20 protein-coding genes are annotated in these 26101 nt (G+C 65.7%); 5 read left to right on the forward strand and 15 right to left on the reverse strand.

The features are described from left to right. Positions 1 to 4: 4 nt before the first annotated feature. From ABDV78_RS02345 to ABDV78_RS02375, 7 genes are all read right to left on the reverse strand, one after another. Positions 5 to 934, reverse strand: a complete 930-nt coding sequence (locus tag ABDV78_RS02345) for an electron transfer flavoprotein subunit alpha/FixB family protein (RefSeq protein ID WP_343525580.1) — start codon at positions 932 to 934, stop codon at positions 5 to 7. Further along, entirely contained in the window at positions 931 to 1680 is a 750-nt protein-coding gene (locus tag ABDV78_RS02350; protein WP_343525581.1) for an electron transfer flavoprotein subunit beta/FixA family protein, read from the reverse strand. The genes ABDV78_RS02345 and ABDV78_RS02350 overlap by 4 nt, the downstream gene beginning before the upstream one ends. A gap of 14 nt (positions 1681 to 1694) precedes the next feature. After that, positions 1695 to 3002 (reverse strand): outer membrane protein transport protein, encoded by a 1308-nt coding sequence (locus ABDV78_RS02355; RefSeq protein ID WP_343525582.1) that lies wholly within the window; start codon positions 3000 to 3002, stop codon positions 1695 to 1697. Between the two features lie 43 nt (positions 3003 to 3045). Continuing rightward, positions 3046 to 3453, reverse strand: coding sequence for a DUF2147 domain-containing protein (locus tag ABDV78_RS02360; RefSeq protein ID WP_343525583.1), 408 nt, complete (start codon positions 3451 to 3453; stop codon positions 3046 to 3048). A 159-nt stretch (positions 3454 to 3612) separates the two neighbouring features. Beyond that, entirely contained in the window at positions 3613 to 5409 is a 1797-nt protein-coding gene (locus ABDV78_RS02365) for an acyl-CoA dehydrogenase C-terminal domain-containing protein (RefSeq protein ID WP_343525584.1), read from the reverse strand. A gap of 18 nt (positions 5410 to 5427) precedes the next feature. After that, positions 5428 to 7755, reverse strand: a complete 2328-nt coding sequence (locus ABDV78_RS02370; RefSeq protein ID WP_343525718.1) for a 3-hydroxyacyl-CoA dehydrogenase NAD-binding domain-containing protein — start codon at positions 7753 to 7755, stop codon at positions 5428 to 5430. Continuing rightward, positions 7755 to 8891: a thiolase family protein gene (locus tag ABDV78_RS02375; protein ID WP_343525585.1), complete on the reverse strand. Its 1137-nt coding sequence runs from the start codon at positions 8889 to 8891 to the stop codon at positions 7755 to 7757. The genes ABDV78_RS02370 and ABDV78_RS02375 overlap by 1 nt, the downstream gene beginning before the upstream one ends. A 227-nt stretch (positions 8892 to 9118) precedes the next feature. On the opposite strand from ABDV78_RS02375, the gene ABDV78_RS02380 reads away from it, so the two are divergent. Both ABDV78_RS02380 and ABDV78_RS02385 read left to right on the forward strand, forming a co-directional pair. Further along, complete coding sequence (locus tag ABDV78_RS02380; RefSeq protein ID WP_343525719.1) at positions 9119 to 10744, forward strand: long-chain fatty acid--CoA ligase; 1626 nt, start codon at positions 9119 to 9121, stop codon at positions 10742 to 10744. Continuing rightward, a complete protein-coding gene (locus ABDV78_RS02385; protein ID WP_343525586.1) occupies positions 10741 to 11130 on the forward strand; it encodes a MerR family DNA-binding transcriptional regulator in 390 nt (129 codons plus the stop codon). The genes ABDV78_RS02380 and ABDV78_RS02385 overlap by 4 nt, the downstream gene beginning before the upstream one ends. Before the next feature lie 81 nt (positions 11131 to 11211). Here ABDV78_RS02385 and ABDV78_RS02390 read toward each other — a convergent pair whose 3' ends face one another. Genes ABDV78_RS02390 through ABDV78_RS02400 form a run of 3 tightly spaced genes read right to left on the reverse strand, consistent with a single transcriptional unit; the run spans position 11212 to position 15490 of the window. Then, on the reverse strand, positions 11212 to 12687 hold the full coding sequence (locus ABDV78_RS02390) for an efflux transporter outer membrane subunit (RefSeq protein WP_343525720.1): 1476 nt from the start codon (positions 12685 to 12687) through the stop codon (positions 11212 to 11214). 8 nt (positions 12688 to 12695) lie between these two features. Beyond that, on the reverse strand, positions 12696 to 14252 hold the full coding sequence (locus tag ABDV78_RS02395; protein ID WP_343525587.1) for an MDR family MFS transporter: 1557 nt from the start codon (positions 14250 to 14252) through the stop codon (positions 12696 to 12698). A 41-nt stretch (positions 14253 to 14293) separates the two neighbouring features. Further along, on the reverse strand, positions 14294 to 15490 hold the full coding sequence (locus ABDV78_RS02400) for an HlyD family secretion protein (RefSeq protein WP_343525589.1): 1197 nt from the start codon (positions 15488 to 15490) through the stop codon (positions 14294 to 14296). Positions 15491 to 15586: 96 nt separating this feature from the next. On the opposite strand from ABDV78_RS02400, the gene ABDV78_RS02405 reads away from it, so the two are divergent. Then, complete coding sequence (locus ABDV78_RS02405) at positions 15587 to 16066, forward strand: MarR family winged helix-turn-helix transcriptional regulator (protein ID WP_343525590.1); 480 nt, start codon at positions 15587 to 15589, stop codon at positions 16064 to 16066. Positions 16067 to 16102: 36 nt separating this feature from the next. Here ABDV78_RS02405 and ABDV78_RS02410 read toward each other — a convergent pair whose 3' ends face one another. The 3 genes from ABDV78_RS02410 to ABDV78_RS02420 all read right to left on the reverse strand — a co-directional run bounded on the left by ABDV78_RS02410 (position 16103) and on the right by ABDV78_RS02420 (position 19767). Further along, on the reverse strand, positions 16103 to 16555 hold the full coding sequence (locus ABDV78_RS02410; protein WP_343525591.1) for a response regulator: 453 nt from the start codon (positions 16553 to 16555) through the stop codon (positions 16103 to 16105). Further along, positions 16533 to 17678, reverse strand: coding sequence for a GAF domain-containing protein (locus ABDV78_RS02415; protein WP_343525592.1), 1146 nt, complete (start codon positions 17676 to 17678; stop codon positions 16533 to 16535). Before ABDV78_RS02415 ends, ABDV78_RS02410 begins: the two co-directional genes overlap by 23 nt. A gap of 124 nt (positions 17679 to 17802) precedes the next feature. Continuing rightward, positions 17803 to 19767, reverse strand: a complete 1965-nt coding sequence (locus ABDV78_RS02420) for a CocE/NonD family hydrolase (RefSeq protein ID WP_343525593.1) — start codon at positions 19765 to 19767, stop codon at positions 17803 to 17805. Between the two features lie 223 nt (positions 19768 to 19990). Here ABDV78_RS02420 and ABDV78_RS02425 point away from each other — a divergent pair, with 223 nt between their 5' ends. Further along, positions 19991 to 20698 carry an FCD domain-containing protein gene (locus tag ABDV78_RS02425; protein WP_343525594.1) on the forward strand — a complete coding sequence of 236 codons (708 nt, stop codon included), beginning with the start codon at positions 19991 to 19993 and terminating at the stop codon, positions 20696 to 20698. 126 nt (positions 20699 to 20824) lie between these two features. Then, the gene (locus tag ABDV78_RS02430) at positions 20825 to 21496 is read left to right on the forward strand and encodes a PEP-CTERM sorting domain-containing protein (RefSeq protein WP_343525595.1); all 672 of its coding nucleotides are present in this window, start codon (positions 20825 to 20827) and stop codon (positions 21494 to 21496) included. Positions 21497 to 21560: 64 nt separating this feature from the next. Here ABDV78_RS02430 and ABDV78_RS02435 read toward each other — a convergent pair whose 3' ends face one another. Beyond that, a complete protein-coding gene (locus ABDV78_RS02435; protein ID WP_343525596.1) occupies positions 21561 to 23801 on the reverse strand; it encodes an alpha-galactosidase in 2241 nt (746 codons plus the stop codon). 66 nt (positions 23802 to 23867) lie between these two features. Further along, entirely contained in the window at positions 23868 to 25997 is a 2130-nt protein-coding gene (locus tag ABDV78_RS02440) for a TonB-dependent siderophore receptor (protein WP_343525597.1), read from the reverse strand. Positions 25998 to 26101 lie beyond the last annotated feature (104 nt).

The raw sequence follows: 26101 nt of genomic DNA on the forward strand, positions 1-26101 counted from the left end.
GGCCTCAGAGCTTGCCGGTCAGGTCCGGCACGACGGTAAAGAGGTCGCCGACCAGGCCGATATCGGCGACCTGGAAGATGGGGGCGTCCTCGTCCTTGTTGATCGCGACGATGACCTTGGAGTCCTTCATGCCCGCCAGATGCTGGATCGCGCCCGAGATACCGACCGCTATATAGACTTCGGGGGCGACGATCTTGCCGGTCTGCCCGACCTGATAGTCATTGGGGGCATAGCCCGCATCGACCGCCGCGCGCGAGGCCCCCACCGCCGCGCCCAGCTTGTCGGCGAGCGGATCGATCAGTGCATGGAACTGCTCCTCCGAGCCCAGCGCGCGACCGCCCGAGACGATGATCTTGGCGCTGGTCAGTTCGGGGCGCGCATTCTCGGCCTTTTCCGCGCCGACGAAGCGGGACTTGGCGGCATCGCCCGTGGTCGGGATGGCCTCGACCACGCCCGCGCCGCCCTCGGCCGCTGCCTTCTCAAAGGCGGTGGTGCGCACCGTCAGGACCAGCTTCTTGTCGCTGGTCTTCACCGTTGCGATCGCATTGCCCGCATAGATCGGCCGGGTGAAGCTGTCCGGCCCCTCGACCGACAATATGTCCGAAATCTGCATCACGTCGATCAGCGCGGCGACACGCGGTGCGATGTTCTTGCCCGTGGTGGTCGATGGCGCGAGGAAGGCGTCGTGGCTGTCCATCAGCTTGGCCACCAGCGGCGCGACATTCTCGGCCAGTGCGTTGGCGTACGCCGCGTCGTCGGCGACATGGACCTTGCCCACGCCCGCGATCTTCGCGGCGGCTTGTGCAACTGCATCGACGCCCTGCCCTGCGACGATCAGGTGGACCTCGCCCAGCCTGGCGGCCGCCGTGACGGTCGAAAGCGTGGCATCCTTGACGGACCCGCCGTCATGCTCGACCCATACCAGCGTCTTCACTTGGCCACTCCCAATGCTTTGAGTTTCTCGACCAGTTCATCGACCGAGCCGACCTTGACGCCCGCCTGGCGCTTGCCGGGCTCGGCGACATGGGTGATCGTCAGCCGGGGCGACACGTCGACGCCGTAATCGGCCGCCGTCTTGGTCGCCATCGGCTTGGACTTGGCCTTCATGATGTTGGGCAAGCTCGCATAGCGCGGCTCGTTGAGGCGCAGGTCGGTGGTCACGATCGCAGGCAGGGTGAGGGCCACTGTCTCCAGCCCGCCATCGACCTCGCGGGTGACGTTGGCGGTGTCACCGTCGATCTCGACCTTCGACGCGAACGTCCCCTGTGCCCAGCCGAGCAGACCGGCGAGCATCTGGCCGGTCTGGTTGTTGTCGCCGTCGATCGCCTGCTTGCCCAGGATGACCAGACCGGGCTGTTCCTCCTCGACGACCTTGGCGAGCAGCTTGGCGACGCCCAGCGGCTCAACCGGCTGGTCGGCGGTGATCAGCACCGCCCGGTCCGCGCCCATGGCGAGCGCGGTGCGCAGCGTGTCCGCCGCCTTGGGCTCGCCGATCGAGACGACGACGACCTCGGTCGCCGCCCCCTTCTCCTTCAGCCGGATCGCCTCTTCCACCGCGATCTCGTCAAACGGGTTCATCGACATCTTCACATTCGCCAAGTCGACGCCCGAACCGTCCGCCTTCACACGCGGCTTCACATTGTAATCCAACACCCGCTTCACGGGCACGACGATCTTCATAGCCACTCTCTCAATCAGAAGCTGAAGCGGCCGCCGATCGACGCCACGAACGCCCGCGCATTCTGCACCTGGCCCGACGTCAGGATCGGTGTCACCAATTGCGTGCCGTTATAGGCGGCGGTGCGGCGGTCGATGCTGGCATTGGCGAAGTCGATATAGCTGAACGCCGAATCCAGCGTGAAGCGCGGCGTTACCTTGTACGAACCGCCGACCGAGTAATTCCAGCGATTGGCATCCGGCACGCGGGCATCACGATTGCCGTCCTGCGTTGGGGTGATGCCCCGCTGGACACCGGCACGCAGGGTCAGACGGTCATTGGCGGCATAATCGAAGCCACCCGCCAGCGACCAGCTATTGCGGTAATTCTCGGGGATTGCGGTATTGATCGGCGCACCCAGCCGGATCGAGTCGAAATCCGCCCAGGTGAAACGGACGACCTGCGCGTTCAGGGTCAGCTTGTCGGTGGTGCGGAAACGCCCCGCAACGATGATCTGCGCGGGCGTATAGAATTCCGCCGTCGCGCCATCGATCGTCCGGTTCTGCGGCGACAGGAACTGCCCCTGCAGACCACCGACTTCCAGGCTGCCCTTCAACGTATGCTTGATACGCGACTTGTAGCTGATGCCCACGGTGGCCCAGTCGTTATGAAGCTGAACACCGGCCGTCCAACCCACATCCCAGCCATCACCCTTCAGACGCTGAAAACCATCGGACTGAAGCGGCGACAGGTTGGGCAGGGCGTTGCCCAGTTCGGCCTTCATATATTCGACGTTCAACGCGCCGCCGACGCGAAGCCAGTCGAGCAATGCGATGCCGACCGACGGCTGGATGTCGATCGTGCGCAGTTCGGTCTTAAGCGCGCTATACCGCGCCCAGCTATTGCCGTCATATTCGGTGGTGAAGCTGTAGGGCGAGGTGACCGCCAGGCCGACCGCCACCCGATCGTTCAGCGGAACCGCGATCGCGCCAGAGGGGACGATGCCGCGGTTGATCGGATCGCGCGAAACCGCATTGACTCCGACGGGCCGGGCGGCCTGACCGGGGCGCACGATCAGCGTGCCGGTATCGACCACATCGCCCTTGGGAATGATCGCGGACGCGCCGAGCACCGCCTCGCCGCGCTCCATCCCCGCGATCGCGGCGGGATTCCACCAGAGCGACGAGGCGCCCGTATCGGCGGCCTCACCCGAAAAGGCGCGGCCCTGCCCGCGGGTCGACTGTTCCTGAAGATAAAAGGCCTGGCCATGCGCCGCGCCCGCGAAGGCGAAGGAGGACGACAGGATGGCAGAGGCCAGAAGCGGAGCCCGGAAACGCTTGGTCATGATCTTACTCCCCGAATCTTAGTTTGGATGGCGACGTGGCGCATCAGCGGATGCGGGTCCAGGTCTGCGTCTTGCAAAGCGGCACGAAGACACATCCGCGCACCTTCAGCGTATCCGGCCCCTCGGGGGTCAGCTTGGCGCTATAGGTCTTGCCGTCCTCGGCATTGTAGATGGTGCCGCCGCTCCACGTCGCGCCGTCCTGAGAAAAGCCTTGCAGGATCAGCAGGTTCTTGAGCGGTCGATTGCGCTGCTTGGCATCGCGGTTGTTCTGGTCGGTTAGAGCGGGATTGGTGCGCAGCTTTTCGGAGGTCAGGATACGACCACATACCGAATTGCCGCATTTCTGGATTTCGACCACACCGCCGCGCGTCTGGGTCTGCCACCGGCCGATCACCGCGTCCGCATCGGCGCCCGCTCCGGCCAACGCCATGGCTGTCAGGGTCAACAACATGCCTTCTCTCCTCTCCATGCCCGGTCAGCCGGGAGAAGCGCCGCTTTTCACGATCACTTCCGATATCCCCTATACGTCATTATGATGACGCATAGGATAATGTTTCATGACTATAATGCCGACCGACCGCAATCAAGTGCCGGCCGGCATCGGGTCACCTCAAAATGCCTCCAGCTCCAGCGCCATGGTCGAGCGCTTGCCCGACTTGATCGCCAGGAAGGCCGCCGTCGCCTGGGGCAGGATCCGATCGAAGAAGAAACCGGCGGTGGCGAGCTTGGCGGTATAGAAGGCCGCCTCGTCCGTTCCCTCGGCCAGTTTTCCGGTCGCGATCCGCGCCGACTTCAGGAAACAATGGCCGATCCCGACCAGCCCCAGAAGGCGCAGATAGTCGGTCGCCGCCGCCCCCGCTTCCTCGGGGTCCTTCATCCCCTTCTGCGCGATCATGCCCGTGCTGAGTTGCAGCGCGCCAAAGGCCTGCTGCATGGCCGCGGCCCAGCCCGCAATGGCCTTGTCCTCATGGCGGACCAGCGACTCGACCTGCTCGGACACCGCATGGAAGAAGGGGCGCATATAGCGGCCCATATGCGCAGGCATCTTGCGGCCCACGAGGTCGAGCGCCTGGACGCCGTTGGTGCCCTCATAAATCTGGGCGATGCGGGCGTCGCGGACGAACTGCTCGATGCCATGGTCCCGGATATAGCCATGGCCGCCATGGACCTGCACCGCCATGTTCGCCGCGTCGAAGGCGAGGTCGGTGAACAGCGCCTTCACGACCGGGGTCATCAGCGCCACGAAGTCCGCCGCGCGCGACTTGTCGGCGGGGTCGATCGCATGCGCCTCGGCATCCAGCGCGCGGGCCGCCCATTGGCCCAGCGCCCGGCACCCTTCCGCATAGGCACGCATCGTCATCAGCATCCGGCGCACGTCCGGGTGGACGATGATCGGATCGGCGGGCAGGTCGGGCCGCTTGGCTCCGCCCAGCGCACGGCCCTGCAAACGGTCCTTGGCGTAGGTGACGGCCGACTGGTACGCGATCTCGTTGATGCCCAACCCCTGGATGCCGACCGAGACGCGCTCGGTGTTCATCATGGTGAACATCGCGGCCAGCCCCTTATTCAGCTCGCCCACGACCCAGCCCTTGGAGTCGTTGAACTCCAACTGGCAGGTGGCCGAGGCCTTGAGGCCCATCTTGTGCTCGATCGCCGCGACGCTGACGCCGTTCGCGGGGCCGACCGAACCGTCGTCCTTGGGGAGATATTTGGGCACCAGGAACAGGCTGATCCCCTTCACCCCCTTGGGCGCATCGGGCGTGCGGGCGAGGACGAGGTGGATGACGTTCTCGGTCAGGTCATGGTCGCCCGCCGAGATGAAGATCTTGCCGCCGGTCAGCCGATAAGAACCATCGCCTTGCGGCTCGGCCCGGGTGCGGAGCAGGCCGAGATCGGTGCCGCAATGGGCCTCGGTCAGACACATCGTCCCCGACCATTCGCCCGAGATCATCCTGGGCAGATAGAATTGCTTCAGGTCTTCCGAACCATGGCCCATCAGCGCGGTGGTCGCGCCGTGGGTCAGGCCGGGATAGAGACTGAACGACAGGTTGGTCGCGCAGATCATCTCCTCGACCAGCTTGTTCACCGCCTCGGGCAGCCCCTGCCCGCCATATTCGACCGGCGAGGCAAGCGCGGCCCAGCCGCCCTCGCAGAACTGGCGATAGGCGTCCTTGAACCCGGCGGGGGTGCGGACGACGCCGTTCTCCAGCTTGCAGCCCTCGATGTCGCCGGTGGCATTGAGCGGCAGCAGGACGTCCTGCGTGACACGTGCGGCCTCTTCGAGGATCGCGTCGTAGAGTTCGGGCCCGAATTCCTCCTGGCCCGCAACGGGGCCGAACTCGTCCTCCCCGAACAGTTCGTGGAGGACGAAACGCATGTCGCGCAGCGGCGCGTTATAGACTTGCATGGGATTATCCTCTCCCGATCAATTGCGCAGCGGCTTGCCGGTTTCGAGCATATGCTCGACCCGTGCCTGGGTCCGCGCATCCTTGACGCTTTCCATAAAGGCGGCGCGTTCCAGCTTGAGAAGCTGATCCTCGCTCACCTCGTCGATGATATCGGCCTCGCCGCCGGTGACGATGTTCGCCAGACGGCCGGCAACCACCACGTCATAGGGCGTGGCGACGCCCTTCTTGGCAAAGTCGGCGACCGCCCCGTTGAAGGCGACACGACCGGCCGCGCCCGGCAGGCGGAAGACCGGCTTTTCGGGCGGCTGATAGCCCTCGACCAGGGACAGCGCCTTATGCTTGGCATCGGCCAGCAGGCGGTCGCGGTTCATGGTGATGCCGTCGTCCTTGCGGAGATAGCCCATCTCCTTGGCCAGCGCCGCCGATCGCGACACCTGGGCAGTCGAGATCGTCTCGAACGCCTTCATGACGGCAGGCATCGGCCCCTTGGGCATCTTCGGCGACTTGGCGAGGCGATCGATCAACTCGCCATTGCCACCCCAGCCGGGCACCAGCCCGACGCCGGTTTCGACCAGCCCGATATAGCTTTCGGCATGGGCCTGGATCGCATCGGCATGGAGCAGGATCTCGCACCCCCCGCCCAGCGCCATGCCCGCAGGCGCGGCGACCACCGGGAAAGGCGCATATTTCAACGCCTTGTACGCCTGCTGTCCCGCGACGACCAGCTTGTCGACTTCCCCCCAGGCCGCGATATTCACCGCGAACATGGCGAGGCCGAGATTGGCACCGGCCGAGAAGTTGCTGCCCTCATTATAGATGACCAGCGCCTTATACTGGCTCTTCACCAGCGCGATGGTCTTTTGAAGAAGCGACAGCACCTGCTCGTCGAGCGCGTTCATCTTGGCCGCAAACTCGAACGCCACGACACCGTCGCCAACGTCCCAGGCCGCCGCCGAGCCGTTCTTGAGCAGCGGTTCGGAGCGCAGCTTGATGTCCTCAAGCAGCATAACGCCCTCGGCCCGGACGACATCGGCATAGTCGCCGCCGATCGTCAGATACTGACGCTTGCCGTCGACCACGCGGTAGAAGGGCCGATCGCCCGCCGTCTCCAGCAGCGCAGGCACGGGCTTGTCCTCGGCGCGCAGCCGCTCGGCCAGCTTGCCGGGCCCGAGTCGGTCGATCAGCTCGAACGGACCGAACTTCCAGTTATAGCCCAGCTTCATCGCGTCATCGATCGCGACCACATCGTCCGCTGCCTCGCCGACGAGCCCGGCGGCATAGGACAGGACCGGCCCCAGGATCGCCCAGGCATAGTCGCCGACCTTGCCCGGCGTCGCGACGAGCACGGCCAGATCCTTTTCGGCGCGGGCCGACAGACGCTCGGGCTTCTTCTCGCTACGATACTCGCCGGTCTGGAGGTCGAGCGACTGCTTCGCCTTGCTCCCATCCGGCTTGCGATCGAGGCGGTAGAAGCCGCCCTTGCCCTTGCGGCCCGTGAACCCATCCGCGATCATCTTGTCGATCAGCGGCAGCGGGCGGATCGTGTCGAAATAGGCGTCGCCCTCCGGCAGGGTCGAGGACAGCGACTTGGCGAGCAGCGGCATCAGGTCGATGCCGACCAGATCGAGCAGCCCGAAAATGCCGGTCTTGGGCACGCCCATCGGACGCCCGCCAATCTGGTCCGCCTCCTCGACGGTCAGCCCCTGGTCGAGCGCGGCGTTGAGCGCGATCGCCAGCCAATAGGTGCCGATGCGGTTGGCGATGAAGCCCGGCGTGTCCTTGGCGCGGACAATCCGCTTGCCCATTCGGTGATCGACAAACTGCTCGACCTTGGCGGCGACACCGGCATCGGTGTGCTCCGAGGTCACGATCTCGATCAGCCGCATGTAGCGCGGGGGGTTGAAGAAGTGGGTGATGAGGAAGTCGTTCTTGAACTGCTCCGACCGCCCCTCGACCAGATGGCCGAGCGGGATGGTCGAGGTGTTGGACGACACCGCCGTGCCCGGCCGCTTCAGTTCCTCCAGCCGGGCATAGAGCGCCTGTTTTATGTCCAGCCGCTCGACCACCGCCTCGACGATCCAGTCGCACTCGGCGACCTTATCGAGATGATCCTCGATATTGCCGGTTTCCACCAGCCTGGCGGCGGCGGGCGACATGAAGGGCGCGGGCTCGGTCTTGAGCATCTTCGCCACCGCCCCCTTGGCGATGGCATCACGGTCGGCGCCGTCCTTGGGCACGATGTCGAGCAGCAGGACGGGCACACCGGCATTCGCGACCTGCGCCGCGATGCCAGCCCCCATCACCCCTGCGCCGATCACGCAAACCTTGTTGATCGTGTCAGCCATCATGCACGCTCCAGAACAGTCGCGATGCCCTGCCCGCCGCCGATGCACTGGGTGGCGAGCGCGTACTGGCCGCCGTCACGCGCCAGCAAAGCCGCCGCCTTGCCGACGATGCGCGCGCCGGTTGCACCCAGCGGATGCCCGATCGCGATCGCGCCACCGTCCTTGTTGATCGTGTCTTCCTTCAAGCCCAGATCGCGGATGCAGGCGATCGCCTGGCTGGCAAAGGCCTCGTTGATCTCGACCACGTCGAGGTCACTCGACGCGATGCCCGCCCGCGACAGCGCCTTCTTCGACGACGCGATCGGACCCAGCCCCATCGTCTCGGGCTCGCAGCCCGAAATCGCGACCGACTTGATCCGCGCCAGGATGGTCAGACCATGTTTCTTGGCGAACTCTTCCGACGTGACCAGCACTGCGGCCGCGCCATCGGTCAGCGGCGAGGCGGTGCCCGCGGTAACGGTGCCGTCCTTGTCGAAGGCGGGCTTCAGGCCTGACAACACCTCTTCGGTCGTGTCGGGGCGGATCAGCCCGTCCTCGGTCACATCGCCCGCCTTGGTGTGGATCGGCACAATCTCATCGGCCAGGCGTCCGGCGGAGCGTGCTTCGGCGGCCTTCTTCTGGCTGGCGACCGCGAATTTTTCCTGCTCGGCGCGGGTGATCTGGTACTTCTGCGCGACATTCTCGGCGGTCTGGCCCATGCCCATATAAGCGCCCGGCCGGGCGGCGGCGAGTTCGGGATTGGGCAACGGGTTGTAGCCGCCCATCGGCACCCGGCTCATCGACTCGATGCCGGCGCAGATGAACGCCTCGCCCGCGCCGATCTGGATCTGGCCCATGGCGATATGGATGGCCGACATGGACGACCCGCAGAAGCGGTTGACCGTCATGCCGCCGACCGACAGCGGCAGGTCCGCCAGCAGGCCGATCAGCCGCGCGACGTTCATCCCCTGCTCGCCCTCGGGGAACGCGCAGCCCAGGATGATGTCCTCGATCTCCGCCGCATCGACGCCCGTGCGCTCGATCAGGCCGCGAATCACCTGCGCGGTCAGGTCGTCGGGACGAACCCGTGCGAGCGCGCCCTTGCCAGCCTGGGTGAAGGGAGAGCGGGCATAGCCTGCGATCACGATGTTGGTCATCCAATCCTCTCTTTATGGGCTTGCGGCCTAACGTTAAGGTGCGTTACCTACCCTATACGTCAACACAATAAGCAACTCGACCCCAATCGACAACCGGGTATGGTCGAAAAAAGATACAGGAGAGTGACGCGATGACGATCGGAGCGAACGGGGAAACCGTCAGAGTCGGACTACCGGGTCAGGCGACCGGACGTCCACTGGTCTCGGAGCCCCGACTGCTGACCGACATGTTCGAGACCACGGTACGGCGACATGGCCATCGCCCAGCCATCGACTTCATGGGTCGAATTACACGCTACGAGGAACTCGGCGCGATGGTCGACCGGGCGGCGGCGGGTTTGCAGGCCCTGGGCGTGAAGTCGGGAACGCGGGTCGCGCTCTGCCTGCCCAACATCATCTATTATCCGGTCCTCTACTTCGCGACGCTGAAGGCCGGGGGCATCGTCGTCAACGTCAACCCGCTCTATGTCGAGCGCGAGCTGTGCCATCTGCTGGAGGATTCGGGCGCGGAGATCATCGCGACCTGCGACATCCCCGACATCTATGCCCGTGTGACCCATGCCGCCGAAAAGCTGTCGGTGCGCCACGTCATATCCTGCCCGGTCGCCGATGCCCTGCCGATGATCAAGGGCCTTGCCTATCGCCTGTTCAAGCGGTCGATGATCGCCGCCCCCGGCCCCTCACCCCGCCACCTGACCTTCGCGCAGATGACGAAGCGCGGCGGCACCCTGACCCCGGTATCCGCCAGGCCCGACGATGTGGCGGTGCTGCAATATACCGGCGGCACGACCGGCAGTCCCAAGGCGGCGATGCTGTCCCATGCCAATCTGATTGCCAATGCCGATGGGATGGTGATCCATAACGGCGGCGAGGCGATGGTCGGCGAGGAGCGCATATTGGGCGTCCTGCCGCTGTTCCATGTGTTCGCCCTGACGACGGTGCTGAGCTTCGCGATCCGGGTGGGGGCGGAGATGATCCTGCTCCCCCGGTTCGAGCTGGATCAGGTGCTCAAGACGATCGCGCGCAGCAAGCCCACCTATTTTCCGGCCGTCCCCACCATCTACAACGCGATCGCCGGCGTGGCGGAGGCGCGCAAGGTCGACCTGTCGTCGATCAAAGCGTGCCTCTCGGGCGGCGCGCCGCTTCCCGCCGAGGTGCGCATCGCCTTCGAGACGACGACGGGCGGCAAGCTGGTCGAAGGCTATGGCCTGTCGGAGGCGTCGCCGATCATCACCTGCAATCCGATCATCGGCGAGAACAAGGGCGGATCTGCGGGCCTTCCCTTCCCCGGCACCGTCATCGAGATCCGCGACCGCGACAATCCCGACCGGCTGATGCCCGCCGGCGAAGTCGGCGAGATCTGCGCGCGCGGACCACAGGTCATGTCGGGCTATTGGAACAAGCCCGTCGAGAGCGAGCAGGTGTTCATCGATGGTGCGCTGCGCACCGGCGATGTCGGCTATCTGGACGAGGACGGCTATCTGTTCATCGTCGACCGGATCAAGGATTTGATCCTGTGCAGCGGCTACAACGTCTATCCCCGCGTGATCGAGGAGGCCCTGTACGAACATCCCGCCGTCGCCGAGGCGGTGGTGATCGGCGTACCGGACGCCTATCGTGGCCAGTCGCCCAAGGCGTTCGTCACGCTCGCGCCCGATCATCAGGCCACGCCAGCGGAACTCCGTGCCTTTTTGCAGGACAAGGTCAGCAAGATCGAACTTCCCCGCGAAGTCGAAATCCGCGAAAGCCTGCCCAAGACCCTGATCGGCAAATTGTCGAAAAAGGAACTGGTCGAGGAAGAATTGGCAAAGGCGGCGGCCATGGCGTCGCCGGTGGGGGAACAGGCGAAGTGACCGAGACGGAGGAGTTGCGCGGCATACAGGATGTCGCCAACAGCCTGGGGGTGACGACGCGCACCTTGCGCTTCTACGAGGATCGCGGGCTGATCGAGCCCCGCCGCGTGGGCACCGCGCGCGTCTATTCCAAGCGTGAGACGGCGCGGATGCAGTTGATCCTGCGCGGCAAGCGGCTGGGCTTCTCGCTGCGCGAGATCGAGGAGTTTCTGCGCCTGTACGACGCAGACCCGCAGCATGTCGAACAGATGCGCGTGCTGGCCGAACGGTGCCGGGAGCGGCTGGACGAACTGCGCCAGCAGATGAAGGCGCTGGTCCAGACGGTCGCGGAACTGGAAACGATCGAACGCGAAGCGCACGAACGGATCGCGGCGGCGAGCAACTGACCCGACCCAGCCCGCCCTCGCCGGGGAGGGGACGCGCTCACGCAAAGCGCGATCTCCCTTCCCGGCAAAGCGCAGCGAGGATCAGGAGGTGGCGCGCCAGCCCAGACCCAGCGCCTTTTGCAGCGCGACATAGTCGTTGGTCAGCCCGGCGACCGCCTGCGACAGCGACTGATCGGCGGCAACCCGCTGACGCTCGGCGTCGAGCGTATCGATCAGCGTCGCGGCACCTGCACGGTAACGCTGCTGCATCAGCACCGCCGAGCGATCCGCAGACGCCTTGGCGCGCGCCAGCGTCGCCACCGTGTTGCGTCGCGCACGAAAGCGGGACAGCGCATCCTCCGCATCACGCAGGGCCGACAGCACCACACCGCGATACTGCGCCTCCGCTTCGTCACGCACGCCCTCGGCCTGACCGACCCGGGCATTGGCCCGTCCGAAGTTCAGCACGTTCCACTGCAGCATCGGCGCGCCCAGCGTCACCAGATTGTCGAGATCGGTCAGCGCATCGATCGATGTGCCGCCGATGCCGATGATCCCCATCAGGTTGAGGCGCGGAAACTTGGCCGCTTCCGCCACGCCGATCTTGGCCGTCTGCGCCGCCAGGTTACGCTCGGCCGCGCGGATGTCGGGGCGACGCTGAAGCAGCGCGGTCGGATCACCCACCGCCACCTGTGCGGGCGGCAGCGGCACCTTGCCCGCCGGGCTCAACCGCTGGTCCAGCGTTCCGGGTGCCTCGCCGATCAGGATGGCGAGCGCGTTGAGATAGGTCTCCACCGACGAGGACAGCGGCAGGATCTGCGCATCGGTGCTTTCCACCTGGTTGCGCAGCCGCTCGACCTCGAGTTGCGAGGCGGTGCCGTTGTTGAAACGCTGAAGGGTCAGGTTCAGCGTGTCACGCTGCATCCGCGACGCCTCGCGCGCCAGGATCAGCCGCTGCTGCGCGTCGCGAAGCCCGATATAGGCCTGCGCCACGTCTGCGCTGAGCGAGACCTGCGCATCGGCGACATTCGCCTCGGCCGCCGCCGCCGTGGCGCGGGCGGCCTCGACCGTCCGACGCCGGCCACCAAACAGATCGATCTCCCAACTGGCGTCGAAGCCCAGGTTGAAGAAGTCGACGCTCGTGCCGCCGCCCGAACCACCCGCAGCGCCGCCATTGGCACCACCCTGGCCGCCGCCCTGCCCTTCCCCGCCGCCGCCGAGGTTCAGCGCGGGCAGGTCAGCATGGAGATAGGTGGCGCTGGCATTCGCATTGGGGGCCTGATTGGCACGCTCCAGCCGCAGCGCGGAGCGCGCCTGCTTCAACCGCGCCTGCGCGACCGCGACATTGGGATTGGAGGCCAGCGCCCGCTCCTCCAGCCAGGTCAGCACCGGATCGTTCAGCGTCGTCCACCAGTCCGCGACGGCAGGCGCGGCGGCGGCCACACTGGCATCGGCGCGGGCGAACGTGGCGGGGGGCGTCGCGGACGATCCGATCGCCTGGGGTGGTCCGGCATAGTTCGGCCCGACGGTGCAGGCCCCCAGCAGGAGGAGCGGGATGAGGGAAAGCTTCTTGGCCATCATGAGCCTCAATGCATCGCCACGGGGCCGCCCTTGGGCAGCGGGCGGAGGAACAGGACGAGCGGCATCACCATCAGGATGCCGACGCACAGGATGAAGAACAGGTCGTTATAGGTCATGACCAGCGCCTGTTGCTGAATGGTGTTGCCGATCATGCGATAGGCCGCATCGGTGTCACCAAACTGCTGGGTCAGGCCGGACAGCCATTCCTGGACGGCCTGGGAATTGGCCGACAGGGATTCCGCCAACCGCTGCTGGTGGAGGAAGCTGCGCTGGTCCTGCACGGTCGCGATCCCGGCGAGCGCGAACGAGCCGCCCAGATTGCGCGCCGCGCTGAACAGCCCGGCCGCGTCCCCGGCTTCCGACGGCGGGACCGAGGAGATCGCCGCCTGGTTCAGGAACAACATGCCCAGGATCGTGCCGACCCCGCGCAACAATTGACTGTCGGTGAACGAACTGCCGGTCGAGTCGGCCGTCAGCACGGTATCGATCCCCGCGCTCAGCGCCATGATCCCCAGCCCCAGCCCCACCGCGATGCGGATATCGACCTTCTTGATGAGGATCGGGGTGAACGGCATCATGAGCAGGCTGGGAATACCGCTGAGCAGCACGACCTTGCCCGCCTGGAATGCGTTGTAACCGGCGATCGCGGCCAGGAACTGTGGGATGACATAGGAGGTGCCGTACAGCACCATGCCCAGCACGATCCCCATGATGACGACGCTGCCGAACTGGCGATCGAGCAGCAGCTTCAGGCGGATGACCGGCCGCGACGCGACGAACTGTCCGGCGAACAACAACCCAAAGCCAAAGATCGACAAGATGGTCAGCTCGATGATCTCACGCGATTCGAACCATTGCTCGCGCTGCCCCTCCTCCAGCACGACGGTCAGGCCGCCAAGCCCGAGGGCCAGTCCTGCAATGCCGAGCCAGTCGGCCTTGGCCAGCTCGGACAAATGCGGCTTCTGATGCGGCAATCCGACGAGCAGCAGGGCGACGAGGATCGCACCGACCGGGATGTTCAGGAAGAAGGCATAATGCCAACTGACATTCTCGGTCAGCCAGCCGCCGATCAACGGACCCATCACCGGCCCCAGAATGGCGGTGACGCCGAAAAAGGCGGTGCCGATCGGCTGTTGCTCGCGTGGCAGACGCGTCGCGATGATGGTCAGAGCGGTCGGGATCAGCGCCCCGCCCGTGATCCCCTGCCCCGCGCGCCCGACGATCATCATCGTCAGATTGGTCGACAGGCCGCACACCACCGAAAAGCCGGTGAACAGGATCGAGGCGAGCAGCAGGAAGGTCCGCAGGCCAAGCAACCGCTCCAGCCAGGCGGAGAGAGGGATGATGATGATCTCGGCGACGAGATAGGAGGTCGCGATCCACGTCCCCTCCGTCCCGCTCGCGCCGATCTCACCCTGAATGGTGGGCAGCGCGGAGTTGACGATCGAGATGTCGAGCGTCGCCATCAGCGCGCCGATGCTGCCCGCCGCGACCGCCAGCCATGCGGTCAGGTCGGCCTTCGCCGGAGCGCCGCCCGTCGGCGCGGCCGAACCGGCCGTCATGCCCTTGCCCGATGGACCCTTTGTGGGGGCGGCGGCGGCGCTCACCGGCGCTGCGCCCCCTCCCGCGCTTCGTTATGCTGGTCCTGCTGCTCGGCGATCCGCTTCAGCGCGCCCTTGGCCGAGCGGGTATCGACGATCACCTCGACCGACATGCCCGGCACCATCAGCGCGCGGGTCTGCGCATCGGCATCGACCGCGATGCGGACCGGCACGCGCTGCACGATCTTGGTGAAGTTGCCGGTCGCGTTCTGCGGCGGCAACAGCGAGAATTGCGCGCCCGTGCCCGGCGCGACGCTTTCGACATGCCCCTTGATCTCGACCCCGGGCAGCGCATCGACCTCGATCTTCACCGGCTGGCCGGGACGCATCAGGCCGAGTTGGGTCTCCTTGAAGTTGGCATTGATATAGAGCTGGCTGACCGGCACGATCGCCATGGTCCGGGTGCCCGCCTGGACGAACTGGCCCACACGCACCGTCTTGTTGCCGACCCGCCCGGCGATCGAGGCGCGGATCAGGGTGGAGCCCAGATTGACCTCGGCGGCATCGAGCTGTGCCTGGGCGGCCTGTCCCTGCGACCGGGCCTGACGGACCTGGGCGTTCAATGTGCCGACGCGGCGCTGCGCCGCAGCGAGCGCGGCCGAAGCGCTGGCGACGCGGGCATTGGCCTGACGCGCCTGGTTCTGGAGCTGCGACAGGCGCTCACGGCTTTCCGCACCCGATGCCGCGAGCGGGGTGTAGCGGGTCACTTCCGCCTGCGCGAAAGCGGCGTCGCTCTGCGCGGCGCGAAGTTCGGCCTGGGCACGGTCGATCGCGGCCTGCTGTTCGCGGATCTGCGCCTGGACGCCCTGCGCATTGGCCTGGGCGACACCGATCTGCGCCTCGATCTGCGCGGTCTGCGCGCGATAGTCGCGGGTGTCGATCTGGAGCAGCGGCTGACCCGCCTGCACATTCTGGTTCTCGGCGACGAACACCTTGTCGACATAGCCCGAAACCTTGGGCGCGACCGTCACCGCGTCCGCCTGGATGAAGGCGTCGTTGGTCGACTGCATATACTGGCCGACGCTTTTATAGTTCGCGTACCAGAACACGCCGCCGATCACGGCGACCGCCGCGACGACCAACAGGATGATGCGAATCCGCCGCTTCTTGGCGGGCGACGCGGCGGCGCTGGCTTCCGTATCGTCCGCTTCGTTCCGCTCTGCGTCCTGCGCTTCATTCACTTGGTTTGCGTCGGCCATCCAGGCCTCCCTGTCGATGGAATCAATAAAACTCGATGGTGCATTTGCTCGCACTTGCACAATAAGGCAAGACCATTTATTGAGCTACCTCATATTATGATCGATCATCAAACCATCGCAACTCGCTATGGCGGCATCTATACGCGCCTGCATCGGTTGCTGGACAGGCGAATGGCGGCGCAGGGAGCCTCCCTGGCGCGCACCAAGATGCTGCATCATATCGCGAACAACGCGCCGGTGCGCGCGGCCGACGTGGCCGAATGGTTCGATCTGGCACCGCGAACGGTGACGCAGGCGATCGACACGATGGAGCGCGACGCGCTGGTCGTGCGGGTTCCCGATCCGGCCGACCGGCGGGCCAAGCGGCTCGATATCACCGACAAGGGCCGCCAGGTCATCCTCCAGACCGAACCGCTGCGGCGGGAACTGATCGAACAGGCCTTCAGCCTGCTGACCGAGGATGATGTCGTTCATTTCGCGCGCATCCTCGACAAGCTGGAACAGGCGATCGAGACACAGGTCGATGGCGGATCGCGCCAAGTCCCTCCGCAATCCGAATCCTCGCCCTGCCCGTGAGCCGCACCTCTCTCAGGGAAGCACGCGGGCCCACCCCTATCGCGTTTCGTGATAGAATTTGAGCGCGGGCGGCGGATCGCTCGGTCGCTCGCCCTGCGCGGTCAGATAGGCGGCGTGCACCGCCGCCCCCAGCGTCCCGGCGCGAAACGGCTTGGCGATGCAACCGATGACCAGCGGATGGCCGCCCCGTTCCGGGCAATTGCCGCTGAGGAAGACCGAAGGGATGCCGCGATGCGCCAGCAGTTGCGCGGCGGTCAGCCCGCTGTCGCCATCGGCCAGCTTCACGTCGCACAGGACCAGGTCGGGACGCTCGGCATCGGCGAGTTCCAGCGCGGACGCCACCGTGTCCGCGATACCGATGACCTGATGGCCGTGCAGCGTCAGCGCGTCCTCGACCAGCATGGCGACCAGCGCCTCGTCCTCGATGATCAGCAGCTTGAGTGGCCGGGATTGCGAAGAATCGGCCTCAGCCCACATCGCGGTGCCCATGTTCGCCGTCATGCGGCATCACCAAGATCAGGCACCCATCACCCTCATTCGTCAACGTCGCGCGCAGTTGATGGCAAAGCCGCGTGACCAGCCGGTTACGTGCGGCCAGGTCGCCATGGCAACCCCATCCCCTGCCCCGAAACGTGATACGCAGCATTTCGTTCCCGCCCTCCGCCACGACGCGCAACGCGATGACAGGCAAGGGCAGCGGCAGTTCCAGGAAGGTGTCGAGCAACAGCGCCGCGGCGACCGCCCGCTCGATGGGGACCGCGACGGGCGCAGGCGCATCGACGATATCCTCGGGGGCCTCGCCACGAAGCTGGCCGATGACATCGTGGAACAGCGCCGCCAGATCGACCAGACCTGGATCGGGGGTGGCGTAGAGCGGTCGATGGGCGCTCGCCAAGACCTGCAATCGCTCCGCCGCGCGCGACAGGGCAAGGCGGGTCGCCGGGTCGGCGGCGGAGCGGACCTCCTGCGAAACCAGACCGATCGCGACCTGCAGGGCATTGCGGACGCGGTGGTTCAACTCGGCCAGCAGGCGCGCCTGCGCCTCCATCCCTTCGCGCAGCGCCTCCTCGATCCGCAGCCGATGCTTGGCCAGCGCGACATAATGGCACAGCAGCAGCAGGAGCCGCCGCTCATCCTCGCCAAAGGGGCTCGTCGCACGGCGCCCGAAGCCCAGCGTACCGAGCAGCTCCTGGCCGTAGAGCAAGGGTATGCACAGATAGACATCGACGCCCAGCGACCGGACGAAGGCGGTCCGCGCCTCGCCGCTTTCCTGGATATCGGTCAGGTGCAGCGGCCGCCGCTCGCGCATCGCCTGGCCGCAGGCGGAGGTTGCGATATCGAGCCCCACCACTTTCGTCCGTTGCGCGCGCGACAGGCCGCCTGACGCCTCCAGCCGGATCGACGTGCCGTCAAGACGGAAGTTCAGATAGATGTCGAGTTGCAGTTCCTCGCGGATCAGCGCGAACAGGGCGTCGATCATCGCGCCGGGGTCATCGGCCGCCATCAGCCGGTCGGTCGCCGCCGCCACCAGCGCAAGATAGCGGCGCGCGACGTCCGGGTCGGCGGTCACCGATCCGATCGCATCGCCGGGCAGCGTCACGGGCGGGTTCAATGGCGGGGAGAAAGCCACGCCGCCCAGATAACGCCGCCGCCCCGCCTATCCAAGAGGAAAGGATGCTGACGATGCGCCAAGCGGACGGACAGCGACCACCGCCCGCCCGCTCGGCCGGGGCGGATCAGCGCTGCGCCACCGCCGATTGGTCGATTGGCACCACCGGCAACCATACCCGGCTGGGATTCGCACCGCCCCGTTCCAGCGTGATCGTCGCCTTGCGATAATCGCCCGCCTTGGCGGTGAAGATGTTGGGCACAAAGGTCTGCGGGTTGCGATCGTAGAGCGGGAACAGGCTGGACTGGACCTGGATCATGATCCGATGCCCCGGCTGGAACACATGGTTCACCGTCGGCAGGCGGAACTTGTATTCCTGCACCTTACCCGCCGGAATGGCGGTGGGGTTGGCAAAGCTGTTGCGATAGCGCCCGCGGAAGATGTCGAGGCTGATCGGCAATTCATAGCCCCCCATCTTCGGATCGACCGCATTTTCGGACGGATAGACGTCGATGACCTTAACGACGAAATCGCCGTCCGTGCCCGTCGTCCGCGCGAACAGGTCGGCGATCGGCGCACCCGACACGCGCACCGCCTTGGTCAGGACCGGCGTGGTGTAGGTGACGACATCGGTACGGCCATCGACATGACGCTGATCGCTGACCAGCCAGTCGCCCCAACGGCCATCGTCGAAATTGACGGGCCGCGACAGATGCGGGACCGGATTGGCGGGATCGGAGACATAGGCATCCTGCCCCGCCCCCGGCTTGTCGAAGCTCAGCCCCTTGTCATCCGCCAGATAGAGCGGGGTCAGCGGCGCGGCGCAGCCGTCCTGGCAGGCGAGCGGCCACTGGGTCAGCTTGTCCCAGTGATTTTCGCCGGTGTTGTAGATCGCCGCGCTCGGCAGGTTCGCCGCCGGTCCGTCCTTCAGATACTGATTGAACAGCGGCAGGACCATGTCCTGGCGGAACTGCTTGGCGGTGTCGCCATTCCACTGGAACGGACCGAGGCTGGAGCCGGTGCGGTTGATCTGGCTGTGCCGCCACGGCCCCATGACGAGGAAATTGTTGCCCAGCTTGCCCTTGGCCTTCAGCGCCTCCCATGAGGTGATCGCGCCGTACATATCCTCCTGGTCCCATAGCCCCTGTTCCCAGATGGTCGGCACATTGGAGGGATTGGCCGCCAGCAGCTTGTCGAGCGCCTGGCCCTGCCAGTAGAAGTCATAGGACGGATGCTGAACGATGCGCTGCCAGAAGGGCAGTTGGTCGTAACCCGACTTCCGAGCCCAGTCATTGGCCGAGCCATAGCGGAAATTCTCGTAATCGTCATAGCCGCCGCTGGACGGCGCCTTGCCCGCGCCCTTGTATCCCGTCTGCGATCCGATCCAGCCGATATTGGCGAGGCGGAAGGCCCCGTAATGGAACCAGTCGTCGCCCATCCAGCCGTCGATCATCGGGCTTTCGGGCGCGGCGACCTTCAGCGCGGGGTGCGGGTTCAGCAACGCCATGACGACGGTGAAGCCCTCATAGGAGGATCCGATCATGCCCACCCGACCGTTCGACTCCGGCAGGTTCGCCTTGTTCACTAGCCAGTCGATCGTGTCATAAGCGTCGGTCGTGTGATCGACCTTCGTGGCGTTCAGCGGACCGATGACGGGGCGGGTGACGACATATTCGCCTTCCGATCCATATTTGCCGCGCACGTCCTGATAGACGCGGATATAGCCCGCCTTGACGAACTCCTCATCGGCCAGCGGCAGCGCCTCGATCATCCGGGTGCTGTTGGACCGCTCGGCCCGGCCCGCCGCGTTATAGGGTGTGCGGGTCAGCACGATCGGCGCATTCACCGCGCCCTTCGGCACGACGATGACGGTGTAGAGCTTCACCCCGTCGCGCATGGGCACCATCACCACCCGCTTGTCATAATCGCGCTCGGCCACGTTCGTCGGCGGCGTGAAGTTCGGCGGGATGTCGCTGACCGTCGAATTGGTCACGACCTTGACCGGCTGGCCGATCGCCGGTGCCTGCTGCGCGGCGGCGGGCGTCAGCGCGGCGAGCCCGCTGGCGGCGAGCAAAAGGTTGCGAAACGTCATGAAAAAGAGGCCCCTCGATCGTGTCTATGCCCCATCGTGCCGCGCTCCTCGCGACGTAGCAACCTGGGGATTGCAATCATGATACAATGTACCATCATCAAGGCAAGATATGGCACGTGCGCATGTTTTGCGTTTCGCGGGCCCGAGCCCTAGAGTCGTTCAACAGATGCCGGACATATGCCGAGATCGGCGTGCCATCGTTCCCGGGGGAGGAAACAACCAAGTGACGACAGTGAAGCGGCGCGGCCCGGCCCATAGCGCGCTGGCACGGGACCTTGGCGTCGCGATCGTGACGGGACGGATCGCGCCAGGCTCGACCCTGCCCGGCGAGGTCGAGATCGCCGAGCAACGCGGCATGTCCCGCTCCGTGGTGCGCGAGGCGCTGCGCATGTTGTCCGCCAAGGGGCTGGTGCTCAGCAAGCCCAAGGCCGGCACGCGGGTCCGCGAACGCCTGGAGTGGAACCTGCTCGACCCCGAATTGCTTGCCTGGATGTTCGAGGGGGAGCCGCCATCCGGGTTCGTGCAGAGCCTGTTCCAACTGCGCCTGATCGTCGAGCCCGCCGCCGCCGAACTGGCCGCGCTGAAGCGCGATACCCGCCAATTGTCACGCATGGGCGCGGCGCTGGAGGCGATGGCGGATCACGGCCTGCATACCGAACAGGGGCGCGCCGCCGACCGATCGTTCCACAATGTCATCCTAGAGGCGACCGGCAACGAATTGCTGATCAGCCTGTCGGGCAGCATCGGGGCGGCGGTTCACTGGACCACGCTCTACAAGCATCGGAGCAGCCGCCTGCCCCGCGATTCGATGCCCGAGCATCGCCAGCTTTTCGCCGCGATCGCCGATGCGGACCCGGCGGCGGCACGCGCCGCGACCGTCACGCTGCTCGAACAGGCGAGGGAGGATACAGAACGCGCGCTGGTACGGTGAGGCGAAGGCTTCGATCGAAACGCGTCTCAGATCGGAACAGGGCAGATCGGCAGGCTGTGGAACGAACCTTTTGAAATTTCGTCCTTATTCGCTAGGTTTGGAGCGAATATTGGGGACGATGGTAATATGAAACAGGCTATTCTCGGCGCGATTGCTGTTCTGGCGACCCTCTCGGCCGCTCCGGCGTTCGCGGACGTCAGTTCGACGTCCTACCTGAACCCGCCCGCCTATGCGTCGGACACCACCCTGATCGACTTCACCAACGGAATTCCATCCGGCTTTTCGCTGAATGGCGGCAGCATTCGGAACGACTCGACCAGCACCGGCTGGTATCAGGGCGCGCTGATGCCGACGGGCGGCAGCGGCAACTATCTGGCGGTCGGCGCGACCTCCGGCACCCAGGCCGTGCTGAAGGCGACCGGCAGCGATAGCGGCTGGGGCAGCGTCAGCCTGCTCTGGGGCACGATCGACTGGTTCAATTCGCTCGACGTACTGGATACGCTGGGCAACACCATCGCGACGATCACCGGCAGCGCGGTCACGTCCCGCGTGACGCCGACCTGGACCGCCAGCGACAATAATCGTTATGTGACCTACACGATCGATCCGAACTCGGGTCGCCAGATCGGGGGGCTACGCTTCAACTCGCTCATCGACTCGTTCGAGATCGACAATATCGCCTTCTCCAATCCGACCTCGGTGCCCGAACCCGGCACGATCGCCCTGTTCACGCTTGGTGTCGTGACGCTGCTCGCCCTGCGCGGCCGCAGGCCGAAGGTCCAGGCGCTCGGCCTGTAGGACATGCCTTCCGTCCCGGCGATCGTCCGAAAGCGGATCGCCGGGACGGACGCCCTCCCGCCCGTTACTCCACCGCCTCGAACACGAAGGCCGTGCCGACGAAATCACCCTTGAGCGGCGCGCGCAGCCCGCGGTTCATCCAATAGGCACCGGACGCGCGCGCCGGCACACCCGCCGGACGCGCACCGCCGTCCAGCATCCGCACCGTATAGATCCGCGCCGGGTCCAGTCCCCGCGCATGGATCGCCGCCGGATTGTCGCGCCACATCGACGAGTGCAGCATCTGGAACAGCACCCCCTGCTGCCTGTCCTGCCCAACATACATGGTGGCCGAGGTCGCATTGTCGCCGGTCGGCGGCTCCAGCCGATAGAGCGCGCCGCGCTGCACCGTCTCGCGGATCGTCTTGTACGCCGCCACCCATTTGCGCGCGGTGGCGAAGTCGCTGTCATTCCACTTGTCGAGATTCGCCCCGATGCCCAGCCCGCCCTGCATCGATGACAGGAATCGATAGTCCAGGCTGGTGACGCGGGTGTTCGCCCAATTGGGACTGTCGGTCACCCAGGCCATCATGACCGCGACCGGATAGGCGCGGGTGAAACCGTCCTGGATGGTCAGCCGGTCGGCGGGATCGGTGTTGTCCGACGGCCAGACCTCATCGGTCAGCCCGATCATGCCCAGATCGACGCGACCGCCGCCACCCGAACATGCCTCGATCTCCAACCCGGGGTGCCGACGCCGCAACTCGGACAGGATGGTATAGAGGTTGCGGACATAATCGACATAGACGCGCTGCTGGTCCGCGACCGGCATTTCGGGCCAGCCCGCCTCGGTCCAGTTGCGGTTATAGTCCCATTTGAGGAAGGCGATGTCGTTCTCGCTCACCAGCTTGTCGAGCACGCCGAGCAGATGGTCGCGGACATCGCCGCGCGCCAGGTTGAGGACAAGCTGATTGCGCCCCTCGGTCCGCGGACGGCCGGGGAAGTTCAGGACCCAGTCGGGATGCGCGCGGTAGAGGTCGCTGTCGACATTGACCATCTCGGGCTCGACCCACAGGCCGAAGTCCATGCCCAGCCCCTTCACCCGGTCGATCAGGGGTTTCAGGCCATGCGGGAATTTGGCGGGATTGACCGTCCAGTCGCCCAGCCCCGCCTTGTCGCTGTTGCGCGCGCCGAACCAGCCGTCATCGACCACGAAGCGCTCCACGCCGATCTTGGCGGCCTTCTCCGCCAGCGCCATCTGCCCCGCCTCGGTCACGTCGAAGGCGGTCGCCTCCCAGCTATTGTAGAGGACCGGGCGCAGCTTTGCCTTCGTCCCGTGCGGCAGGATATTGGCGACCTCGAACTGGTGGAAGGTGCGCGACGCGCCGCCCAGGCCATCGTTCGAATACCCCGCATAAAAGACCGGCGTGTCCAGCGTCTCGCCCGGCTTCAACGTCCAGGAGAAATCATAGGGATTATATCCGCCGGCGATCCGCACCCGGCCCAGATTGTCCGCCGCGACGCTGATCCGAAACGAGCCCGACCAGGCGAGCGCGCCATACCAGACCGGGCCATGCTCCTCGCTGGTCAGTCCTTCGCGGCCGATCGCGAACCAGGGATTGTTGCCATGCCCGGTCGAGCCGCGACGGCTTTCCAGCACGGTTTCGGCTGCTTCGACCGGGACGACCTTCTGCGTCCATTCGGCGGCATGACGGCCGGTCAGATAGTGCAGCCGATAATCATCCCCCACTGGCAGGGAATAGACCGCCGCCGCCAGCTGGTCGACGCGCACGGGCCTGGTGTCGCCGTTTCGCACCCTGGCCGACCGCGCGACGACCCCGGTCGTCGGATCGATGCTATAGGTCAGGGTGACGAACAGCGGGCGACCGATATCGGCCAGCTCGACGGTCAGCGTCTCGCCACTGGCCCTGTGGCTGCGATATTTGAGGACGAGGTCGCGATTGCCGTCGGCGAACAGCGCCTTGACGCCCGGTTCGCTGACCAGCCCCTCGCCCTGCCCCGGAAACTCCTGGAGCGTCACCGAGCCCGCCGGATCGAAACCCGAAAGCTCGCCCGGCGCCTTCAGCACAACCGGATCGCCCGTCTTTACCGGATCGCCGGAGATCAGCGGATCACCGTCCGCCAGCGACGATCCCCAGTAGAGCGGCTGGAGATACCCCTTCTCGTCCACCCCCATCGCATAGGTGACGCCGCCCCCATCGAGGCGAAAGACCTTCGCCCCGACGGGTGCCGTCACCTTCGCCGCCACCGGGCCCGCCAGCGCAGACAACGCCACTCCCGCCAGAATCGCATTCCGCCAGCGCATCAGACTCTCCTACAAACCTTTGCATTAAGTCTGACATAGTGAATGGGTGGCGTGCAAGCGCTTGTTCTAGAAGGCGACCCGGGCCGAGAAACGGACGGTGCGCGGCGCGCCCGGATAGACCCAGACAGGGCTGTACGAACTCATCGCATAATCGACGTCGAACAGGTTGTCCGCCTCGGCCCGCAGGGTCAGGGCCGGGGTGACGCCGATCTCTCCGGCCAGCTTCGCCTTGGTATAGGCGGGCAGTCGCAGGCCGCTCGTGTCGACCGCTCCGGCCCGGTTGCCGACATAGGTCGCCCCCGCCGTCACCGACCAGTCCGTTCCCCATCCGGTCGGATAGCGCCCCACGACCAGCAGCGTCCCAGAATGCTTGGCGACGTTCAGTACGTCGGGCGTGGCGAAGGTCCGGTCATCCGCCCGCGCATCGATATAGGCATAGTTGGCCACGACCTGCCACCGCTTGGCGAGGTTGAGCGACGCGTCCAGTTCGACACCCCGGCTCTTCAGCGACCCGACCGGTGCCAGGAAATTGGGGTCGACCGGATCGTTCGTCAGGATGTTGCGCTTCTCGATATCGAAGAAGGTCGCGGCCACATTGATCCCCGGCCAACGCCCCGCAATACCAAGTTCATAGCCCTTGGCCTCTTCAGGCGCGAAGGCGGCGCCTTGCGGATTGGCGGCATCGGGGCGTCCGCTGCCCGAGTTGAGCAGATAGGACTCTCCCCAATTGGCATGAACCGCCACCGTGTCGGTCAACCGATAGCGCCCGCCGACACGGAACTTCACCGGCTCGCCCGTGGTCCGCGTGACCAGCCCCGTGAGGTTGCGGCGCAGTTGCTGGCGATAGGCGTCGTAGCGAACCCCGCCGGTCAGGGTCAGCCGATCGGTCACATCCCACATGTCCTGTGCATAGATCGCAGCGGAGGCGCGCGTCTCGGTCTGGTCATAGAATGACAGCAGGGGCTGCGCGGTGCCACCATAGACCGGATCGAACACGTCGATCGCATAGGGGTTGGCGGCATTGGGATTGCGACGGCGCAGCAGCTCCAGATAGCGCAGCGTATAGCCCTTCACCCCGATGCTGGGATGATGGACGCCCCAGGCGTCGAAGCGCCCGGCCAATTCGATGCGGGCGGCCAGATCCTCAGACTCGTAACCCCGCTCGCGCCGTTGCCGCCACAGCGTCCGGTTGTTGACCAGGCGCGACTGGTCGCTGGAGAAACCGCGCAACGTGGCATAGCGCCAGACGACGCCGCCGTTGAGTGACCATTCGCCACCCAGCGCCTGTTCGCCGGTGAGCTGCAGCCGGGTGTTGCGCGCGCGGGTCGTGCCGTCGCGCGGTTCGCCGTAATAGCGGTTGCTTGGGATCGCCAGCGCATCGCCGCCGATCGCGGGAACCCCGCGGTCGAACGCCGAGTCGAAGGTGGTGTATTCGGCCAGCGCGGTCAGCTTCGTGCCGGTCGCCGGCTGCCAGGTCAGTGAAGGCGAGACGACGCGCCGCGACGGGTTGGTGAAGTCGCGATAGCCGTCCGAATCCTCGGCCGCGATGACGATCCGCCCGGCCAGCGTGTCCGAAAACGGCCCCGTCACGTCCAGCTCGCCGCGCCGCGTGTTGAACGACCCGTACAGGACCGTGGCGTTGACCGCATTGGTGAAGCGCGGCGTCTTCGACACGATATTGACGCGCCCCGCCGGGTCGATGTCGCCGAACACCGCGCCGGCCGGGCCCTTCAGCACCTCGATCCGCTCGGTCGTGGCGGGATCACGTGGAGGCGCGAGCCCGCGATTGGCGAGGAAGCCGTCGATATAATATTCCGCGCCACCATCGGGCGTGCCGAGGAAACCACGAATGGCGAAATTGTCCAGGAAGCCGCCACGATTATTCTGCTGGCTGATCCCACTGAACAGCTCCAGCGCATCCGACAGGCGATAGGTGCCGCTGGCAACCAGCAGGTCGCGTTCCAACGAGCGGCTCGACTGCGACATGCGGCGGGTCAACAGGTCGGAGCCCAGCGTGGTATCACGCTCCGTTCGCGTACCCAGCACCACGATGTCGCCGTGATCGTCGTCCATCGCCGCATCGGCTGGCGCGCCTGGTGTTCCGGTTTGCGCCGACACCGGCACCGATGCGAAAACGAGCGCGACGAAGGACAGGGACGCCAGACGACGGCGCCCCGACAATTGGTGGATTGACATGATATTCTCCCGTGGAGCGCGCATATCGGGAGACATGACGTGTTACAACATATCACTTTCAGAATTTTGTCATGTGCCCATGCTGCGTGGCGGATGGCTGCGGT

The organism is Sphingomonas sp., from assembly GCF_039594485.1.
Classification (GTDB): domain Bacteria; phylum Pseudomonadota; class Alphaproteobacteria; order Sphingomonadales; family Sphingomonadaceae; genus Sphingomonas.

What these genes read in the sequence shown, in the direction of transcription:
- ABDV78_RS02350 (WP_343525581.1), bottom strand. Translation starts at nt 1,680, where the DNA reads ATGAAGATCGTCGTGCCCGTGAAGCGGGTGTTGGATTACAATGTGAAG.
- ABDV78_RS02355 (WP_343525582.1), bottom strand. Translation starts at nt 3,002, where the DNA reads ATGACCAAGCGTTTCCGGGCTCCGCTTCTGGCCTCTGCCATCCTGTCG.
- ABDV78_RS02360 (WP_343525583.1), bottom strand. Translation starts at nt 3,453, where the DNA reads ATGTTGTTGACCCTGACAGCCATGGCGTTGGCCGGAGCGGGCGCCGAT.
- ABDV78_RS02365 (WP_343525584.1), bottom strand. Translation starts at nt 5,409, where the DNA reads ATGCAAGTCTATAACGCGCCGCTGCGCGACATGCGTTTCGTCCTCCAC.
- ABDV78_RS02370 (WP_343525718.1), bottom strand. Translation starts at nt 7,755, where the DNA reads ATGGCTGACACGATCAACAAGGTTTGCGTGATCGGCGCAGGGGTGATG.
- ABDV78_RS02375 (WP_343525585.1), bottom strand. Translation starts at nt 8,891, where the DNA reads ATGACCAACATCGTGATCGCAGGCTATGCCCGCTCTCCCTTCACCCAG.
- ABDV78_RS02380 (WP_343525719.1), top strand. Translation starts at nt 9,119, where the DNA reads ATGTTCGAGACCACGGTACGGCGACATGGCCATCGCCCAGCCATCGAC.
- ABDV78_RS02390 (WP_343525720.1), bottom strand. Translation starts at nt 12,687, where the DNA reads ATGGCCAAGAAGCTTTCCCTCATCCCGCTCCTCCTGCTGGGGGCCTGC.
- ABDV78_RS02395 (WP_343525587.1), bottom strand. Translation starts at nt 14,252, where the DNA reads ATGACGGCCGGTTCGGCCGCGCCGACGGGCGGCGCTCCGGCGAAGGCC.
- ABDV78_RS02400 (WP_343525589.1), bottom strand. Translation starts at nt 15,490, where the DNA reads ATGGCCGACGCAAACCAAGTGAATGAAGCGCAGGACGCAGAGCGGAAC.
- ABDV78_RS02405 (WP_343525590.1), top strand. Translation starts at nt 15,587, where the DNA reads ATGATCGATCATCAAACCATCGCAACTCGCTATGGCGGCATCTATACG.
- ABDV78_RS02410 (WP_343525591.1), bottom strand. Translation starts at nt 16,555, where the DNA reads ATGGGCACCGCGATGTGGGCTGAGGCCGATTCTTCGCAATCCCGGCCA.
- ABDV78_RS02420 (WP_343525593.1), bottom strand. Translation starts at nt 19,767, where the DNA reads ATGACGTTTCGCAACCTTTTGCTCGCCGCCAGCGGGCTCGCCGCGCTG.
- ABDV78_RS02430 (WP_343525595.1), top strand. Translation starts at nt 20,825, where the DNA reads ATGAAACAGGCTATTCTCGGCGCGATTGCTGTTCTGGCGACCCTCTCG.
- ABDV78_RS02435 (WP_343525596.1), bottom strand. Translation starts at nt 23,801, where the DNA reads ATGCGCTGGCGGAATGCGATTCTGGCGGGAGTGGCGTTGTCTGCGCTG.
- ABDV78_RS02440 (WP_343525597.1), bottom strand. Translation starts at nt 25,997, where the DNA reads ATGTCAATCCACCAATTGTCGGGGCGCCGTCGTCTGGCGTCCCTGTCC.